The sequence below is a fragment of the Streptomyces sp. NPDC058664 genome, from assembly GCF_042716635.1.
Taxonomy (GTDB): Bacteria; Actinomycetota; Actinomycetes; order Streptomycetales; family Streptomycetaceae; genus Streptomyces.
The window spans coordinates 1-19,043 of sequence record NZ_JBHXRW010000077.1 but is presented as its reverse complement, the minus strand read 5'-3'; the positions used below and the strand labels follow the sequence as shown (position 1 = coordinate 19,043).

13 protein-coding genes and 1 pseudogene are annotated in these 19,043 nt (G+C 69.4%); 4 read left to right on the top strand and 10 right to left on the bottom strand.

The window, feature by feature from the left end:
- The first annotated feature begins 29 nt into the window (after positions 1-29).
- The 4 genes and pseudogenes from ACFWUY_RS36620 to ACFWUY_RS36605 form a co-directional block, all read left to right on the top strand.
- Complete coding sequence (locus ACFWUY_RS36620) at positions 30-4,517, top strand: nucleic acid/nucleotide deaminase domain-containing protein (RefSeq protein WP_384120341.1); 4,488 nt, start codon at positions 30-32, stop codon at positions 4,515-4,517.
- A 105-nt stretch (positions 4,518-4,622) separates the two neighbouring features.
- Positions 4,623-5,012 (top strand): hypothetical protein, encoded by a 390-nt coding sequence (locus ACFWUY_RS36615; RefSeq protein WP_384120283.1) that lies wholly within the window; start codon positions 4,623-4,625, stop codon positions 5,010-5,012.
- 780 nt (positions 5,013-5,792) lie between these two features.
- Positions 5,793-6,434 (top strand): LysR substrate-binding domain-containing protein, encoded by a 642-nt coding sequence (locus tag ACFWUY_RS36610; protein ID WP_384120280.1) that lies wholly within the window; start codon positions 5,793-5,795, stop codon positions 6,432-6,434.
- A 124-nt stretch (positions 6,435-6,558) separates the two neighbouring features.
- Positions 6,559-6,669 (top strand): annotated as a pseudogene (locus tag ACFWUY_RS36605) (Tn3 family transposase); the annotation flags it as partial.
- Positions 6,670-6,997: 328 nt separating this feature from the next.
- Here the strand turns inward: ACFWUY_RS36605 and ACFWUY_RS36600 are convergent.
- From ACFWUY_RS36600 to ACFWUY_RS36555, 10 genes are all read right to left on the bottom strand, one after another.
- Positions 6,998-7,159, bottom strand: a complete 162-nt coding sequence (locus ACFWUY_RS36600) for a hypothetical protein (RefSeq protein WP_384120277.1) — start codon at positions 7,157-7,159, stop codon at positions 6,998-7,000.
- 15 nt (positions 7,160-7,174) lie between these two features.
- A complete protein-coding gene (locus ACFWUY_RS36595; protein ID WP_384120274.1) occupies positions 7,175-7,864 on the bottom strand; it encodes a hyaluronoglucosaminidase in 690 nt (229 codons plus the stop codon).
- Positions 7,865-8,318: 454 nt separating this feature from the next.
- On the bottom strand, positions 8,319-8,540 hold the full coding sequence (locus ACFWUY_RS36590) for a hypothetical protein (protein ID WP_384120272.1): 222 nt from the start codon (positions 8,538-8,540) through the stop codon (positions 8,319-8,321).
- A gap of 295 nt (positions 8,541-8,835) precedes the next feature.
- On the bottom strand, positions 8,836-9,000 hold the full coding sequence (locus ACFWUY_RS36585; protein WP_384120269.1) for a DUF6207 family protein: 165 nt from the start codon (positions 8,998-9,000) through the stop codon (positions 8,836-8,838).
- Between the two features lie 115 nt (positions 9,001-9,115).
- Positions 9,116-9,691 (bottom strand): hypothetical protein, encoded by a 576-nt coding sequence (locus tag ACFWUY_RS36580; RefSeq protein WP_384120266.1) that lies wholly within the window; start codon positions 9,689-9,691, stop codon positions 9,116-9,118.
- 147 nt (positions 9,692-9,838) lie between these two features.
- Positions 9,839-10,012, bottom strand: coding sequence for a hypothetical protein (locus ACFWUY_RS36575; protein WP_384120263.1), 174 nt, complete (start codon positions 10,010-10,012; stop codon positions 9,839-9,841).
- A 145-nt stretch (positions 10,013-10,157) separates the two neighbouring features.
- Positions 10,158-16,379 carry an RHS repeat-associated core domain-containing protein gene (locus tag ACFWUY_RS36570; RefSeq protein ID WP_384120338.1) on the bottom strand — a complete coding sequence of 2,074 codons (6,222 nt, stop codon included), beginning with the start codon at positions 16,377-16,379 and terminating at the stop codon, positions 10,158-10,160.
- Positions 16,380-16,666: 287 nt separating this feature from the next.
- A complete protein-coding gene (locus tag ACFWUY_RS36565; protein WP_384120260.1) occupies positions 16,667-17,323 on the bottom strand; it encodes a response regulator in 657 nt (218 codons plus the stop codon).
- The gene (locus ACFWUY_RS36560; protein WP_384120257.1) at positions 17,323-18,270 is read right to left on the bottom strand and encodes a histidine kinase; all 948 of its coding nucleotides are present in this window, start codon (positions 18,268-18,270) and stop codon (positions 17,323-17,325) included. Before ACFWUY_RS36560 ends, ACFWUY_RS36565 begins: the two co-directional genes overlap by 1 nt.
- A 294-nt stretch (positions 18,271-18,564) precedes the next feature.
- Positions 18,565-19,043 (bottom strand): transposase (locus ACFWUY_RS36555; RefSeq protein ID WP_384120254.1); only part of this gene is annotated, 479 nt, incomplete at its 5' end.

The following is a 19,043-nucleotide window of genomic DNA, read 5'->3' as shown; positions in this document are numbered from 1 at the left end:
CCAGCCGTCTGCTTCCCCCGTTGCTCGCCATGGCCGTGGTGGCCGGGGTGGGCGTGAGCACCGATTACACGGCACCGCCGACCGAGGCGGCCGCCGACTACGACTGGTACGAGGACACCGCCGCCGAGCAGTTGCGGCAGGACCAGTGCCTGATGAGCGACGTACTGCGGCTGGGCGGGCCGGCCATGGCCGCCACCGCGCAGGACGGGCTCAACCAGAGTCCGGAGCGGCTGCGGGAGCTGGCCGACCGGGCCTACTGGGAGAAGACTCCGCTCGCCACCGCGTACACGTCGGACCGGAATGCCGCGCTTGTCGAGCTGGACCGGCTCCACGCGCTCCACGACAGCTGGAAGATAACCGGGCTCACGACGCCGGGCGGCTTCGGCTCCGTCGCCGACTTCGAGTGGCCGCCGGGGACCAGCGGTGACGATGGTGAGGACTTCCACTCCCAGACCGGCCTCACGGCATGGGTCGCCGACCGGTTCTGGAAGAACGAGAGCGACTTCTACGAGGACGCGACTCCGCCGGCCGACGCGGAGACCATCGCGGCGGTCAAGGCTCTGGGGCAGCCGCTGTACGGCAGTGACCCCGACCCGTCCCTGCCGGACTGGGACCGACAGCTCGCCCTGCGGGACGCCTACGAGCACCTGACGGACTGGAGCCTGGAGCCGACCGGCGCGGACAACGCCCGCCTCTTCCTGAGCTCGGGCGGCTTCCCGAACAAGGCACCGCTGCCGGGTACCGCCGAGCACCGGGTCGCGGTCGAGGACCTCAAGTCGCGTTTCGCCGCCTGTGCGTGGCGCGATCCGATCGACCCCGAGAAGGTACTGGGCGAGGTCTCCGCGACCGCCGGCGCGGAGTGGCAGCAGGAGATCGGCTCCCAGGCCGCCCAGCGAAACGCCATCCTGACCGCGAACAAGAACGCCGTCCAGGCGCTGACCGTGGCCTCCGAGTCGATGGGTAAGCTGCTCGGCCACTCATGGGTCGCCGACCACATCACCCGCTGGCAGGACTACTGGTCCTCGGGCGGCATCGGTTGGATCGGCACCTCCCCGATGGCCATCCAGATTCCCGGCGCGACCGGCAAGTGCCTGGGCGCGCAGGGTTCCGGCACCGCGAACGGCACGCCCGTCGAGGTCGTCGCCTGCTCCACGGCGGCCGCCCAGCAGTGGAGGATCAACGGGGGCTACGGCGAGGGCTACAGCCTGCAGAACGTGAACTCGCAGAAGTGCCTCGACGTCGCCACCAACCAGACGAAGATCCAGATCTGGACCTGCAACGGCACGCCCATGCAGGTGTGGAAGTTCAGCGTCCGGGCCGGCGCCACCCTGCAGAACCTGGGGGCGAACAAGTGCCTGAACTTCCCCACGTACACCGCTGGACAAGACGCGCTCGCGGCCGCCTGCAGCACCGCTGCCACGCAGAAGGTGCTGTTCAAGGTCTCCGAGCACAACGGCAGCGTTCCGCCGTCGACGGAGTTCACCAAGGCGTCGCAGCGGCTGAGCGCCGCGCGCGCGGGAGCAGTGGCCGAGCTGGCCGTGCTCAAGCGACAGGCGACGGCGGCGACGGCCGCCCAGACCGCCAGCGCCACCGCCGAGCAGGCGGCGTACGCGATCGCGGACGCCAACGGAGCGCCCCGGGGCCGCGGTCTGCTGGTCGGCCAGCAGAAGGCGCAGGTCACGCAGGGAGCGGCGGCCGCGGTCGCGGCGCTGGTGAAGGCCGGCGAGACGGCCGAGGCGGCCACCCGGGCGGCTGCCGCGGACAGCGCCACGATCGCCCAGCGGGCCCTGGCGCAGACCGCGCAGTCCAAGGCGGAGTTCCGCAGGCAAGCGGCCTACCGGGCCGAACTGCAGGCCAAGGCGGCCGCGGACGCGGCCAGACTGCACCGTGACAACGCCAAGAAGGACATGGAGCTGGCCGAGGCCAAGCTCGCCGAGTCCCTGGTCGCGGAGGCGGACGCCAAGGCGGCGGCGGCCGACGCGCACGCCAAGCGACTGAAGGCCGAGGCCGAAGAGGCCACGGCGAAGAAGGAGAAGGAGACCGCCGACCTCAAGAAGTCGGAGGCGGCCGGGCACCGGCAGACCGCGGAAACCGAGGCGGCCAACGCCGAGGCCGCCAAGGGCAGGGCCGAGACCGCTGAGGCCACCGCGGTCGCCCGGCAGAAGGACGCAGAAACCGCCCGGGATCGTGCCAGGGAACTGCGCGACGACGCGTGGGACGCCCAGCAGAAGGCGGACGCGAAGCGCGCCAAGGCCGACGCCAAGATGGCCTACGCCGAATCCCTGGAAGCGGGGGACGCGGCGGACGCGGCGCGGGCGGCGGCCAACGAGGCCGACGGTCACGCGGACGACGCCGAGGCGGCGGCCGGCCGGGCCCGTACCGCTGCCGACGCGGCCACCCAGGCGGCAGCGGACGCGGACGCGGCGGCGACCCGCGCGGAGGCCGCCGCCAAGCGCTCCCGCGCGGCCGCGGACGAGGCGCAGGCGGCGAAGCTGCGGGCGGACGCCGCGGTGCGCACCGCGACCAGCGCCGCCGCGGACGCCATCGACGCCTCCGAGCACGCTTCGGCCGAGGCCGCGCTGTCGGTCAAGGCGGCCAACGAGGCCGAGGCGCAGGCGAAGACGGCCAAGGCCGAGGCGGACGCGGCCAAGGCCGAGGCCGACAAGGCCACCGCCGCCTCCGCGAAGGCGGCGGGATTCGCCTATGTCACCGCGCAGGCCGCGGTGGACGCCGGGAACTCGGCGGCGCAGGTCGCGGCTCCCGCGAACGACGCGATCCAGCTCGGTTCGCCGTACGTCACCAAGGACTCGGCCGCCTCTCTGGTGGTCCTGTCCGGCCAGGCGGCGAAGACCATCGCCGAGCAGCAGAAGGCCGTCGCGGACGCCCACGCCACCAACGCGGCCGAGGAAGCGGCTGCCGCCCAGGCCATAGCCAACCAGGCACAGGGCGACGCCAAGGCCGCCTACCAGCACGCGGCGACCGCCGCCAAGCACGCCGCGGACGCCCGCGGCTACTCGAAGGAGGCGCTGACCTACGCGGCCGCGGCGGCGACCGCCGCGGCGAAGGCGCAGCAGTCACTGGCCCGCACCATCGAGTACGGCCAACAGGCCACGGCCGACGCGGAGGCCGCCGACAAGGCCGCGGGCCGAGCCGAAGGCTACGCCGAAGCCGCCCGCACCTCCGCCGACGCCGCCGCCCTGGACGCCGCCGCCGCCCGCGCGGCCGCCACGCAGGCGGAGGAGTCCGCGAGCCAGGCCAGGGCCGCCGCCGAGCGGGCCGACGCCGCGGCGACGGCGGCGGAGGAAGCCGCCAAGGACGCCCAGGCGTACGCCGAGTCCGCCCAGGACGCCGCGACCCAGGCCGAGAACGCCGGGAACACCGGGCAGATCGAGACCGGGACGGTCCCGGACGAGGCCGGCGGACTCATCGGTGGCGTGTTCTACGTCGTCAACCGCATCGAGCAGGTCGGCGAGCCGCAGGTCCTGAAGAAGACCGAAGGCTGCGACGGCTGGTGGGACCAGCTCTTCTACGACGGCGACTGCACGATGACCCAGAGGATCGGGTACAAAGCCGACCTCGACCTGTACCTGTGTGCCACGGAGGTATGGGAGAACTCGTGCTTCTCCGGGGACACGCTGTTCCTGGACGAGCACCAGACGGACACGCAGTACACCGAGGTCACGCACACCATCACGATCGGGGAGTACCAGAAGGGCGTCGACCCCGTCGACATCCTCTTCGGCAGCTGGATCCGGTGCGCCCAGAAACTCACCCCCGGTGGTGAGAACGGGAGCTGGGGCGGTTGCGCCTGGGCCGTGGTGGATGTGGCGTCCCTGTTCGCCGGCAAGATCATCCGCCCCATCGCGGACGCCGTCCTCGCGGTCGACGCTGCTGCCAGGACCGGAATCCGCTTCGTCGACGCGTGGAAGGCGCTCGGCGCCCTCAGGCTTTCCGACGCCGCCATGGCCGGAATCGCCGGGAAGATGGCGGAGAAGTACTACGCCTCCTGCCGGAAGGTTTCGCGGGCCGCCCCTGTCGGACTGGCGACCCAGGTGGCGAATTTCGCTCCTATGGGAACCATCGGGAGTCCGGTTCCCGAGTACTCCTGCGACGGGCTGATCGCGTACAACAGCACCGAACTCTCCAACATGGCCTATCGGGCCAGAATCGAGTCGGGTTTCGGTATCTTCGGCAACAGGAATGTGGCCGTCGCGAGGGTGCCGGGCTGGAACGACCCGAAGACCGGCGATCTCGTCGTCGGTTTCAGCAAGGGGGGCGGCTTCCACGCGGAGGACGACATCCTTGAGCAGCTGGCCACGAAGGGCGTCTCACCGAAGCAGATCAACGCGCTCTACACCGAACGGCAGCCGTGCCCTGTGTGCGGACCGAATCTGGAGAACCTCCTGGAGGAGGGCACGGAGATCACGTGGTCCGTACAGTGGGGATCGAACGGAGTGATGAACAGGGCGTTCGAAAACGTTCTGGCCGGTCTGATCCAGGCCCAGGGGCGCCCCTAGGCCCTGAGCTCGGCCGACTAGACCCGTAGCATGCGAAGGGGTGGGTGACCCGACGGGTCACCCACCCCTTCTCCTGACCTCATGGCGAAATGACAGCAGGTAGCGATGTTCGAAATCAAGAAGGCGAGCGAGGCGGAGATCGCCGAACGGAACGATCTGGCCGGCAAGGTGGCCGAAGCGCTGGCGATGGCCGGGTTCACCGTGCACCGGGACGAGAACCAGGCGTCCGCGGCATTGGGCGCGATGGTCTGGGTCGACCCGGCAGACGACTCCAGGGGAGGAGTCTTCGCGCAGTGGCTGATCGATCCGTCCCTCAGCAACGCTGCGGCGGAGAGCGCGCAGAGGGGTGACATCCAGTCGTCGGCATTCCGGCATTTCAGCTTTGTGACCGAGCACATGCACGCGACGTTGCTCGCGATTCTCGAATCAGCGGGCTTTCGGGCCGGCGACGCCGATGACGACATGAGTCCCTACCTGATCCGCGTCGAAGGCTGACCTCCGCGAGAGGGGCAGGCGGCGGGTCTCGGAGCGGTCGCCACGCTGCACGAAGGCCGCACACCGCGCCCAGAGGACAAGCGCCACGGCCACGGTCTTCCGCCCGCGGCCGCGCGTCATCGCGACACAGTCGCGATTCCGGAGGACGGCGTCGGAGGTCTCGACCTCGGCGGCGGCAACGAGCAGATCGACCCGGAACCGGGTGACTCCGGCAGGGCGCACTGAGCCGTGTGGAACCCACCGTCGACGCCTGTCCACAGTCAACTGGGTTGTGGTGGCGGGCTGTTGACTGCCGCCGAGGCTCAGTCCCCACCACGGCTCGACCCGCAACCGGTGTCGCAGCCGCCCCCGTTGTGCCGGTTGCCGGAGGCCCTCCCGCTCGCCCGGGTCGACGATCCGCGCGGCGGGTTCTCGCGGCGCTCCTCCGCCCGGTGGCGTTCCGCCCTCTCCCGGCTCTCGCGGAGCCGCTCACGCTGCCGGGCAGGGCCGTCCGCCGGTTCCCACGGGCCCAGCCCGTGCCGGCGGTCCGGGCGGAGCGGAGCAGTGAGCTTTCCCACCTGAAGCACCTGCCAGTCGGAGGACCCCGCGGCAGCTCCCCGGAGGCGCCAGTCAACTGGTGAAGACCTGGCCAGGAGACCGTGCTGGACTCGGGTAGCCGATCAACGACAGTGCGCTGACCAGTGCGGATGCCAGGTTGGAAAAGGCTCACTGGAGCGGGAAGCCGGTACCCGCCTGGTCGAGCCGGCCGGACGAGGAGTCCGGCTCACCGACGCCGGAAAAGTGCTCGCCCGTCACGCCGCCGTCCTGCTGAACGTCGCCGAAACCGCCGAAACCGAACTGGCGAACCTGACCCAGGAAGTCCGCGGCAGGATCCGAGCCGTGGGCCTTCAATCGGCAGTCCGCCGGCTACTCGTCCCCGCGCTGGTGGAAGTGGCACGTTCGCACCCGCTCGTCGAGGTCGAGATCACCAAACTCGAACTCGAAGTGGCCCTGCCCGAAATGCGCCTGGGAATCGTCGACCTTGTCATCAGCGACGAGTACGAAGGCCATCCCCGCCCACGCCCCGACGGCGTGGACCATCACCTGCTCCTTCGCGAAGGGACACGCCTGGTTCTGCCGGCAGGGCATCCACTCGCCGCCCACCCCGGGCCCGTTGCCCTTTCCTCGCTGCGCCACGAGGTATGGGCCTCCTCAAGCAGCGGTACCGGACACCACGCAATGATCATCGGGACCTGCCGGGCGCACGGAGGATTCGACCCCGACCTCCGACACCGATCCAACGATGCCGACGTCCAGCTCGAACTCGTCCGCAGCGCAGGCGCAGTGACCCTGCTGCCCGACCTGACCCTGCCAGCCGCAGGCCCGCGCCTGGCCATTCGCGACATCGTCGGTACCAGCCTGACCGACGGCTCTACGCCGTGATCCGCCAACAGTCCCAAACCTCACCAGCGCTCAACGCCTACATCGAAGCCCTGCACCAGCAGAGCTGATCCTGCCTGCGCCAGAACTTCGGTCGCTGAAGTGATCTCCGCGGATCATACGGCTCGCCGTCGATCAGCTCCGCGTCGAGGGCCACGAGATCCGCGACGAGGACGTTGCCCGCCTGTCTCCGCTCAAGCACCGCAACCTGAACCTGCTCGGCCGCTACAGCTTCACCGCCTCCACCCCGGCCGCTGGCACCCTGCATTCGGTGAGCTTGCCGACGACGCCCGCCGCGCGGGACACCCGCCGGAGTACTATCCGGACCTCGGCATCCTGTCGTACGAGGACAGCGCCTTGGCCCATCTCGAAGGACGGCTCGTCCGGGCGCGCCACCACACCCGTCTGCTGGTCACGCCCCTTCTAGACGGTGTGGGCGTGTCCGGAGCGTTCCTGGCTCCGCGCGCGGCGTCGGTTCCGGCGTAACAGCCGTACGCAGCTGAGGAGGGCCCCGTCGTACGGCGGGGGCCCTCCTCAGCTGCGTACGGCTCGCAAACCAGTCCCGCTCAGGCAGCTGGGTCCGTGCCGGACTTCGTCTCCGCCGCTTCCAGCTGTGCCCTCAACTCGGCATTGTCCGCCTCCAGGTGCGCAATGCGCTTGCGGGCGAAGTACAGCTCCATGACGGCGTCATGGAACTCGGAGATCAGCTCTTCGGGGGTCAGTTGCACCCTAGTCCTCTCCTCTTACGCCGGCGCGACTTCGGTCACGGTGCCATTGCCGCCCTTCCAGAACAGCTTGCCGTCCTGGGAGAAGAGGGAGCCGCCGCCGGCTGCGGCGGGCGCGTTGGTCGGTGCGGCGGGGACGTTCGCGAGCCGCACCGCGCCCTCGGCGAAGATGGCGGACGGGGCGTCGGCCGCCGCGACCACGTGGAGCTGGGACTGGGGCGTGGCGCCCCGGGCTATGCCCATGCCGGTCCGGCCCGTGCCCTTGACGACGAAGTCCTCCACCCCCGGGTTGTTCCGCAGGACGATCAGGGCACCCTTGGTCGGACCGTCGGTCGCGGTCACGAAGATGCCCTGCGCGGCCGTCCCGGCGGTCCTGAGGTCGATCGAGAGACCGGAGGCCCCAGGGTCCGAGCCGTCGGCATATCCCTTGTGCGAGATCTTCAGCGTGCCGCGCGAGGTCTCCACGCCGGTCAGATACATGGCCGAGGTGGCGGGGTTGTCGGATGTGACGTTCAGCGCCGCGGTGTCCCCGGAAGGAGCCTTGTGGTTGATGGTGACGGTGTGCGCCGTCGTCGACGCCCCGTAGAACTGGGCCGGCGAGGTGTACAGGGTGTACTCGTTGTCGGCGGCCGCGGCCTCCGAGCCTGCGGCGACGGTGACCGCGCCCGCGGTGAAGGCGCCGAGGAACACTCTTCGTCCCACTGCCATGGGTGAACTCGCTTTCGTTGTCGTCGGTTCGTGCCGCCGAAGCGGTGTGAGGACCATGTGATCATCCATCAGGAGTCGAGCACCAGGGAGTTCCGGACCCGGTCGCGCCCCGGTCGTCTCATGTCCTTTACGACGCGGGCGGCCTGAGAAACGTGTCGGCGTCGGCGGTCCGGAGCACCCGGCCGGGCCGAGACCGAGACGGCGCTGCCGAGCGGGGCGGGGCTCCAGGAGCCCGGTGTCGGGCTCGGCGGTCCCCTCGCCGGCAGCCGCGCGTCCGGCAGCGGACATCGCCCGCGGATCACGGGCGGCCGGCACGGGCAGATCGGTGCGGCCGGGGCCGAGGGGACGACACAGTGCGGTAGTCACCGCCTCAGCCTCCCCGGCACCCGCGCCCCGGCCGGGGGTGGTGAGGCCAGCCGGGGAGCCGGTGGTCGGCGTCGGGGCCCGGCTCCGGTTAGCGCCAGCGGGCGCGGGACGGGTCGGGGTGGGGCCAGCGGGCGCTGTAGAGGCGGTAGTCCGGGAGCAGGCCGCGTACGGTCTTCGGCTCGCTGATGTCCAGGCAGTACGTGTCGATCGCCGCGTTCACGATCTCGTCGTCCAGGCCCGCTTCGCGGCGGCGGCCGCGCTGGACCAGGGCGGGGTCACCCGTTCCACGATCCGGCGCCGCCCGCCACACGGTCCTCTTTCACCCCGGCACCACGGGCCCACACGCCGAACGGCCCGCACCGTCACCCGGTACGGGCCGTTCATCCACCCAAGAGCCCGCCGGAAGGGGGAAGTCCGGCAGGCCCTGCATATCCAGAGCGGTCCCATGCGCTCGATCCCCGCATGCCCCCGATCTCACGACCCACACCCAGTCATCCGACCGAACAGCCCGGACAGCCCGGCCCGGGCCTGCCAGGAGCCGGCGCAGCCGGCCTCGGGGGTGTGGCTTCCGGGTCAGGGCCGCAGGTCGGCGTAGAGCCGTGCGGTCACACCCGGCTCCCCCGGGACACGCCGCACCCGCGGGGCCCCGAGGTCGCCCAGTGCCGGCCGAGTTCCTCGACGGCCGCCTGGAGGATCGCTTCGTCGGTGGCGGTGATGCCCAGGACGATCAGGCCGGGCTCGTCGAGGTGGATCGGGTCAATCGGTTCCATGCCCCCCAGAACGCTCCCGGGGGGTGGCGGAGTCGGGGGCGTCGCCCGGATCACCTGGACGGGTCGGGTTCCGTGCGGCTTTGACCCGGCGGACAGTCCACGCGTAGGACGATCGTTATCTGCGGTTCTGCTCTGCCGGGTAGCCGGGCGGCCCGTACTCGGCGAAGCGGTCCGCCGCGCGGGTGAAAGTGCTGGCCTCCGCCTCGTACTCGTGGGAAAAGGCGGATTCGGCGAGGGCGAGGTCCCGGTAGATCTCGGCCAGGTTCCTACATACGGCGACGACCCTGACGTTGACGGGATGGTCGACGCCGGCGTCAGCGTCGTCGTCGGCCAGCGCGTTGAGGTCGTCCCACGCCTGGGCGCGCTCCTGGATGACCTTGGCCAGGGCCGTGTGAAGGTGCTCGGCGCGGGTGCGCTGATGCGCCTCGTACTGCGCCGATCCGGGGAAGCGGGTCGCGTCGAGCCCGTCGGTGACCAGGCGGGGCGTGCCGGGGGTCTTGTCCGCGGCCCATGCGTCGAGGCTCTTGGCCAGCGCCGGGCCGGGCATGCCGCTGCGGTTGCACCGGCCGTCGCGCGCCCAGCGCAGTACGGCCTCGTTCCAGGTCCGGCTCCCGGTGAACTCCTGGATCCGGGCCGGGGTCAGACCCTGCTCCCGCTCTGCCACGACGGCCGCGCTCAGCAGTTCCTCCACCAGCGCCTGCAGTGGGGGCAGCGGCCGGGGCAGCAGGCCGGTGATCCGGAGCGGCCTGACCCGGCCCTCGCGTAAGGGTTCGGGCAGGGGCAGGTCCGCGCTGCGTGGACGAGGGCAGGGCTGGCCGTCCTCACCGACGGCGAGAGTTCAGCTCGTGGACTTGCGGCCGGCAAACCACACGACCGCTCCTGCCGCGATACCGACGAGGCCCAAAAGCAGGACGGGAAGACCGGGGCCGGGAAGGACGTACATGGCCGCTCCGGCCACCGTCAGGACGGCACCGACCACCATCACCACGACGCCTACGCGAGGCTGGGACATGCTGGTTCCTCCTTGCTCGTTCGTTACGGGAAGTGTCAAGGGAGTCCGGGACTGCCCGGGCCGCTGTGGTGCGGCCCGGGCAGTCTGGATGGGACTGATCACTCCCGGTGCCGGGGCTCACGCGTCAGGCGTGCCCGGCCGGTGATCAGTATCCCCAGTAGATCTTCGACGAGTAGACGTAAGTTCGCCGGTAGGTGGTCCACCAGGACGACGTCTCGGAGAACCGGAAGTTGGTGTACGTCTTCCGGTAGGTGATCCGGTCCTGGTACTGCGTCGTGTAGACCGACACCCATTCGGCGAGGACCTTCTCGCTGCGCCATGACAGGAGGGTGCAGCGGACACCACGCTGGGTGCGCCAGCGCCACCGCTCCTTCCAGCCCACGATCGCCAGGGGCGTCCAGTCAGCGAGCGCGTCCCACATCCAGGAGTACTTCTTGGTGCGCCAGCTGGTGTAGGACCACTTGCCGGACCAGGTGATCTTGATGTCGCTTCGCCAGCCGGTCCACGCGTACCACGGGATCTTGCAGGGCAGGCACCCGGAGATGTCCTCGGCGTTGACCGGGTCCGCGCAGACGTAGTCGTAGTTGCTGCAGCTGCCGCCGGCCACCGGGTCGGTCTGCAGGAAGCGGCCGGAGGCCGGGTCGTACAGGCGCACACCCATCAGGACGAGGTTGCCGAGGGTGTCGGCGGACCGCTGCTCGCCGCCGAAGAAGCCGTATCGGGCCTCAGCGGTGCCGGTGCGCTTGCCGAACTCGTCCGTGGTCAGGGCGGTGGGAGCCTTGGAGGTGTCGAGCGGCAGCGCGAGGGCGACGTCGTTGTGAAGGTCGACGAACTGCAGGACGACGTCACCGGTCTTGCTGGTGATGGCGCCGAGACCGCGTCCGGCGGACTCCACGTTGCGCGTGATGGCGCCGGTGGTCGCGTCCTCGAGGATCCAGGTCGGCTTGTCGCTGTCGCTGCTGTAGTGGTTGACCTTGGTCGCGGTGGTGACCCAGCTGCCCGTGGCGTTCGACTCGACGGTCCAGGAGCGGATTCGGCGGGTGGCGTCGAGCGCCCAGGTCTGCCGCTGGTTGCCCAGCTGCTGCTGCCTCACGAGGTCGTTGAGGTAGTAGCCGAACGTGCCTTCACCGGGAACCGTGGTGGCCCGGCCGAACGTGTCGTAGGCGTAGCCGCTGTCGGTCCGCCGGTCGGCCGTGTCGTAGGTGCTGGTGACGGTCGTACCGCCGGTCGTCGGGCAGTCCAGGCCGGGGGCGCCGGCGGCGGTGGTGAGGGAGGTGCGGTTGGAGTGCTTGTCCCAGCCGTACGAGCGGCGGGTGCACACACTGTCCGCGGTGTCCTCCACCGTGGTCAGACGGCCGGCCGCGTCGTAGCGGTAGGCGCGGTTGGTGTTCTGACCTGCACCTCCGGCACGGGTGGACCACTGGTCGTGGGCCGTGACCGTGGCGGCGTCGCTGAGCAGCAGGGCGCCGTCGGAGTCGCGGGTGTAGGCGCGTTCCGTCGGCTTGCCGGCCGGGTCGGTGGACTGGGTCATCGTGTAACCGCCGGGCAGCTGCTCGGTGGCCACGTTGCCGTCCGCGTCGTACGACGTGCGGAAGGTTCCCGCGACGGAGTCGGCGAGCGAGACGAGAAGTCCGCGCGGTTCGGCCGTCGTGTCGTAGGTGTAGGTGACGGTGGAGGGAACGCTGTCGGTTTTCTTGACCGGCCGGTTGAGCTGGTCGTACTGCACCGAGGTGGTGTTGGCGTCGGCGTCCGTGTAGCTCATCTGACGTCCGAGGACGTCGAAGGTGCGGGTGATGCTGCCTGCGGTCGTCGAGGCGGTCTTGGTGAGGTGTCCTGCCTCCGCGTCGTAGGTGAAGGTCTGGTCCGGAATGGCCGTGCCGGCGGTACCGCTGGTGGTGACGGACGACTGGCGACCGGCCGCGTCATAGGTGGTGATCAGGGTGCGGGTGGCGCCGTTGGCGCTCTCCACGACCTTCGCCGGCTGACCGTAGGCGTTGTACTCGTTGTAGATCACCGGCAGCGCACCGTTGGTGCCGGTGGCGGCGCCTGCGTAGCGGACCTCGCAGACCTGGTCGGCCCACTCGGGACGGCCCTGGCAGGTTCCGGTGCCCGTGGCGGACCAGTAGGTCGTCAGCTGGGTGCCCGGGTCGGTGCCGTTCGACTTGGGCATGAGGGACTTGACTGCCCGGCCCTTGGCGTCGAACTCGGTGATCCGGGTGATTGCCAGACCGTCGGGGTCCTGCACGTTCTTCGTGGCCAGGCCCTTAGCCCAGTCGTATTCGGTGGTGGTGACACGCCCGTCGGCCATCTGGCCGGGGTTGGTCGCCAGCTCGGCGCCGACGGTCTCCTTGGTGGGCTGGTTCACCACGGTCGCCGAGCCGTCGGTGGGACGGTCGGCGTCGTATGAGGTGGTCGTCCAGGTGCGGCCGGGAGCTGCGGTGCCCGCTGCGAGCAGGACAGTGCCGTCAGCGGCCTTGAGGTCCTTCTCCAGGGTCAGCATTCGCAGCGGACCGCGCGAGTCGGTCGAGCGGGAGCCGTCGGCGGCGAAGGTGGTCTCGTTGGCCAGCAGGCGGGCCCGCGCCGCGGATCCGGCCGCGTCGGAACCCAGTCCGAGTTCGGCGAGCTTGGCCTTGTCCTTGGCGGTCAGGCCGAGAGCGAGGGCGCGGTTGGCAGCCGAGAGCTCCATCACCGTGTTGCCGTACCGGTCGTACTGGGTGGTGGTGATGTGGTCGCCGGGGTTGCGCTGGTTGACCTGGCGTCCGGAGGCGTTCATGTAGAGCACCATGGCCCGGGCGTAGTCGACCTTCGTCAGCTGTGCTCCGTCGGACGACGACGGCACCTTGTCAGCGGGGAAGACCGCGGTCGCGTCCGCCGGGGCCTCGTTCTGGCCCCACTTGGCGACGTCGGCCGGTCCCATGGCGGTCGGGGCCGTCGTCCCGGTGAGCGGAACGTTGTAGACGACCGTGGAGGTCGCCGTGCCGGAGACCTGATCCTTCGTGCCGGCGGCGAGGGTGGGGCGCTGCACGGACAGCAGCATGCCGTCCGAGGCGCCGGTCACCGCGGCGACCTTGCCGTAGTTGAACGTCCACGGCAGCTGTCCCGGCGGTGTCAGGGTGGTCACTCGCCCGGCTGAGTCGTAGGTGTAAGCGGTCTTCAACGCGGGGCTGATCCGCGGGTCCCACGCCTGCCGCAGGCGGCCCTGCTCGTCGTAGGCGTAGTGGGCGACACTGCGCGCGGTGGCGTTGGCGGCGCCGGGGTCAGAAGCCCAGACCTTGAGTTCGGAGACCTGTCCCGCGATGTCGCCGAGGGTGCCGGCGGCGGCGGTGGTCGTGGTCGCGTAGACGAAGTCGAGGACCTTGCAGCCGCGCGTCGAGGGGGTGGCTTCGCAGGTCGCGGCGGTGGCTGCGCTGGTGGCGCCGATGATGCGCTTGGGCCGGCTGACCCGCTTGCCGTCGATGGTGACGGCCTCGGAGACGATCAGGCTTTCACCGCCGTCGATGCCGGACTTGACCGAGCTGGACAGCTGCCAGGTCGGGGCGTCGGCTGCGGCCTTCTTGAAGGTCGTGACCGAGCCGTCGTCTTCCTTCAGGGTGAAGGAGGACGAGAAGCCGCCGGTCAGGGTGAGCTCTTCGAAGCCGGACTCAGGGATCCAGCCGTTCTGCGCCTGGTTGGCCGTGAAGTAGACGGACGCGCCGTCGGCCGAGACGAGATTGAGCGAGGTGTTGGAGGTCTTCTCGACGTGCGAGTAGCCGGAGTCCACCTCCGGAGCGACCGTGCCGGAGACCCACTCCTTGCCGAAGATCGGAGCCTGGCCCGTCTGCTTGCTGCCCTTGTCCGGCACGCGCGAGGAGGCCGTACGGGTCACCGACAGCCCCAGCACCTCGGCGTCGGAGGCCCCGAGGGAGTAGTCGCCGTTGATCAGGTTCACGGAGCCAGGGCCCACCTGGGAGCCGGCGGCGCCGTCTGCGTTGCGGTCGACGACGACGGGAAGCGGCTGCGTGCTGCCGGTGGCCCCGTTCGGCCCGGTGAAGTCGGCCTTGAGCTGGACGCTGCCGTCGGGGTCGACGGTGCTGGTGGCGTTCCAGGTCAGGGCCGCGTTCTTGCCGTTCACCAACGGCACGGGCCACGAGGAGAGCGCTTGGCCGTCCTTGAGGACATCCGCCACCGGGATCCGCGTCCATGCGTCGGCGTCGGAGCGGCGCCAGGAGAACGAGACGGAGTCGTACTTTCCGGCCTCGGCCTCGGCGAGCAGCGGCAGACGGCGTGCGGTGCTCTCACCCTCGCTCGGCTGGACGAAGCCGCCCGGACCGGCGTGGAAGCTGTACTCCAGGGCCTCGGACTTGTTGTCCGCCTTGTCGACCTGCCGGACCTGGAGGGTGTGGGTGCCGTCCTTGGGCGGGGTGGCGCTGATTGCCTTGGCGGCGGTGGAGCCGCCGGTGGCGACCTTGGTCCACGTCAGACCGTCCAGGGACCACTCGAGCCAGTTGTGGTCGGTGCCCCTGGGGGTGACGGTGAAGGTGCCGGCCTGCCCCGCGCCCTTCACCCAGGCAGCAGACGGGTAGTCCGTCGACGTGATGCCGGTCGGGGCGGAGGGCGCGGTCGTGTCGACCGTGAAGGTCTTCCACTCCGACCAGCCGAGGTTGTAGTGCGTACCGTCGTACGGCGACGTGCGGAACTTGTACGTCTTGCCGTTGGTCAGCACACCGGCCGGGACGGTCACGGAAGCGACCTGCCCGGAGTTCACCCACGGGGAGACGATGACGTCGCCGACCTGCGAGTTGGTGGCGGAGTCGAAGATCTGGAAGGTGCCGTTGACCTTGTCGCCGTTGGGATCGACGAAGGTGTCCCGCAAGGTCGGGGTGACGGTGTTGACTACGTAAGCGCCGCCGTAGGAGAAGAACGGCGCACCTGCCTCCTGCTTCGTGCCCGTGCGCGGACGGTAGTTGTAGGTGACGACCAGCTTCGGCGGGTTGGAAGCAGCGTTGGCGGAGTTGACCCGCTTCCACTGCCCGGTGACGGCTTCGTCGGTGGCGCGCAGGCCCATGTTCGACTTGGCTGCCTTGGCCGACGCCCACTCCTGCACCATCGTCGTGACGTTGGCGTTGATCCAGCCGTCCGGTTGCGTGGCACACGAGGCGTTGCCCCGCGTCTCCGAGGACGTGGCCTTCTTCGCGGTCCACGCGGGCTGCGCCGTCCAGCGCGACGAGGTCGTCGCCGCGCCGGTGGACCAGACCTCCCACGGCTGGGTCGGGCACGACGAACCGGTGTAGTTGCCGGAATGGAAGTTCCACAAGCTGAGCTTCGCGTCCGTCACCAGCGCGTCGGCGATCGGAGCGGTGTTCCAGGAGATGAACGACCGGGCGGTCCGGTACGTGCCATCGGCGTTCTTCGTACCGGGATTGCCCAGGTCCAGCTCGACGTCCGTGGACCAGTCGACCGTGGTGCCCTGCTGGACGTAAGTGTCGAAGACGTTCGACAGCGCGGAGGTCGAGGGGTCCACCGTGACCGGATACTTCGTCGCAGGATCGGCGAGGAAGGCGGCGTCCGGGGTCATGACGAGGTCGACGCCGCCCTTGGCCTTGACGACCTTCATGGCGACCCTGACCTGGCGCGTGTGTTCGCCGGAGACGGGGTCGACGGTGGCGTCCCACATCACGGGGGCCGGCATGACCGCGGTCTTCTTCGACTTCTTGTCGGTGAACAGCACGCTGCCGTCGGCCTGCTGCTCAACCTTCAGGCCCTTGGTCCTGAGCGGCAGAGTGTAGGAGAAGCCATCGGTCGTGGGCCTCTGCTTGAGCTCGACAAACTGCTCGAAACCGGTTCGGGTGGCTTCCACCACCACGTCGGCACCGGGAAGGGCGTTCTCGTAGGTGGCACGGGTGCCGTCCAGGGTCGGGGCCGGAAGACCGCCGCGCCACTGCAGGGTGATCGCCTCGTCCCCGGTGCCCAGGGTCACGAGGTCGACGGCCGGGGCGGCCTGTGCCGCCTTGAGCGAAGCCGCCTTGGATCCGGTCTTGCCGGTGAGCTTCAGACCGGAAGGGTGTGCCTTCGAGGCGACCGAACCGTCCGGCGACGCGACGAGGTCGACATCGACGTCGCGCCACTGGCCGGTCACAGTGTCACGGAACCGGATGGGACCGGCCGACAGCTCGGTGATGAGCGAGCCGTCCTTGTTGGCCCAGGTCGTTGAGGTCTCTGTGCGCTCGGACAGCGCCTCGACCCTGTGTCCGGACAGCCGGGCGGCCACGCGTGCGGACGGGATGTCGGCGGCCGCTGTCGCGGAAGGCGCCTTCTGCGGCTGAGAGGCTTCCCATTCGAGGGGCGCGGCGACGGCTGCTTCCGCGCCGTAGACCGTCGAGACCGACATCAGCAGGGCGATTCCCGCTGCAGCCACGCGTATGCCTGGCCGCTGGTCCACTCTGGGCCGTTCGCGGAATCCAGGTATGGATCCCGGTTCAGGGCTTCTCACGTTTCTCCCTTACATATGGGTGGTGCTGAGGAACCGGAGCCGACAGGCCCAGCTCCTGAACCCAGACCTGAAGGCCCGGGGGGGTTCATGGGGCGACCGTTAACAGCACTTGGCCGTTCTTCGGGCACGACGGAATGCCCGCTCGGCGCGCGATGCAGGGTTCGGGGTGTGGGGAGGTGCTCGGACTACGGTTCGATCAGGCCGGTCCTGATGGCATAGCGGGTGAGCTCCACGCGGTCCTGCAGGCCAAGCTTCTGCAGAAGATTCGCCCTGTGGCGTTCCACGGTCTTGGCGCTGATGACCAGCAGGTCACCGATCTCCTTGGAGCTGTGGCCCTCAGCGACGAGCTTGAGGATCTCCTCCTCACGATTGGTGATCGCCTTCTCCGGAATCGCCTTGCCCCTCTCCGCATGATCCAGGTACCTGCGGATCAGGGTGCTCTCCACCCCTGGGTAGAGGAACGGCTGATCCCGCATCGCGGCACGGCAGGCGTCCACGAGGTCCCGGTCCGCGACGGACTTCAGCACATATCCGCTGGCACCGACTCTCAGTGCCTCGAAGAAGTACTGGTCGTTGTCGTACATGGTCAGCATCAGGATGCGAAGGTCCGGCCGGGACCGCGACAACTCGCGCGCGGCCTGCAGACCTGTCATGCGGGGCATCGCAATGTCCAGGATGGCGAGATCAATAGGGAGCCGATGAGCCACGGCGATGGCCTCCGCCCCGTCACCGACCTCGGCGACGACCGTGAGGTCGGGCTCGGAGTCCAGGATCAGCCGCACGCCACGGCGCACCAGAGCATGATCGTCGGCCAGCAGGATGCGGCTCGGTAGCTCAGACATCACTCGGCCTCTCCCAGCGCTGGAACCCGCAAACGTACCGAGACACCACCACGGCAAGTGATGGAAAAACGCGCCCCGATCAGCAAGGCCCGTTCCCGCATGCCATGAATGCCTGACCCTTCCGGGGCTCCGTGGCAGCCGCTCCCGTTGTCCCTGATCACCAGCTCCACCTCCTGACCGGTCCTGTGTCGCAACTCCAGATCGACGCGATCCGCGTGCGCATGACGCGCCGCGTTGGAGAGGGCTTCCTGCGCCACCCGGTAGATCGCCAACTCGGCTTCCGGAGCCAGAACCGGTAGCCCATGGTCAAGGTGGTGTACGACAGTCACCCCTGCCCCGGTGAAGTCGGCCGCAAGGGCCCGGAGAGCACTCGTCAGTCCCAGGTCCTCCAGGACTCCAGGCCGCAGCCGACGGGCGATACGCCTCAGCTCGTCAAGGCTCTCCCGGGTCGTTTCCTGCGCGCCACGAAGATCGTCGCGAAACTCCCCCGGTACCTGGTCCACCAGCCACTTCAACTGGAGCAGGACGGCTGTCAGCGTCTGTCCGACCTCATCATGCAACTCCCGGGCAAGGTGCCGCCGCTCGGCCTCCTGCGCGGCGGCAACCCGTGCGCTGCTGGTGACGCGCTCGCTCTCCAGCCGGTCGAGCATCGCGTTGAACGTGCCCACAAGCTGTGCGATCTCAACGGGGCCCCCGGCCTCGGTACGGGCGCCCGGCGCGAGAAGATCGGCCTCCGCCATCGCCCGTGACAGACGCTTCAACGGGGCCAGCGCGTAGCGGAACACGAGCCCGTTGGCCAGGAGCATCATCAGGACCCCGATGACCACAACGACGGCTTCCTTGAGACGGACGGGCGAGGACACCGTGACCCATGGACTGAGCAGGAGAAGAGTGGCCACCACCAGGAGGAAGGCGTTCATCATGAAGATGCGCCAGAACAGCGACACAGCCGACCTCCCCCTCCCCGTGTTCCGAAGCCACCGTCGTCGCGTCGGTGTGCAAGCAGGATTCTTGATGATCACCTTGGTGCCGTCCATACATGCTGGCACCCATGTTTCCGCAGATGGGAGTGACCCGATCGCCTCGACAGTCATCGGCCACAGCGCAGGTTCATGGAGCCTTTTCCAACCTGTCGGCGGGCTGGTCGGGTTGAGGCATCCCGGCTGCGCTGAACGACGAAGCTCCTGGTAGACGGTGTCACGACCAAGATCCACCGCTCACCAGGAGTCTCAATGACGAAGTCAAGACTCCTGCGCGACGGGTGGGAAGGGGGTGAACAGCCTGTCGTCGCGCAGGAGAGCCCACAGCACGCTGGCCCGGCGCCGGGCCAAGGCGATGACGGCCTGGACATGCTTGCAACCCTCGCTGCGCTTCTTGAGGTAGAAGTTCCGGTTCGGGCCATCGCGGATGATGCTTGTCTGCGCGGACATGTAGAACACCCGTCGCAGGCGGCGGCTGTAACGCTTGGGACGGTGCAGGTTTCCGGTCCGGCGGCCGGAGTCGCGTGGGACAGGCACCAGCCCAGCCGCCGAGGCCAGATGGCCGGCGTCGACATACGCAGTCAAGTCACCCGCCGCGACGATGAACTCGGCTCCGAGTATCGGGCCCATTCCGGGCAGCGACTCGATGATCTCGGCCTGCGGATGGCTTCGGAACGTCTCGCGGATCTGCTTGTCGATCCGCTTGAGCCGGTCGTCCAGGGCCAGGAGCTGTGCCGCCA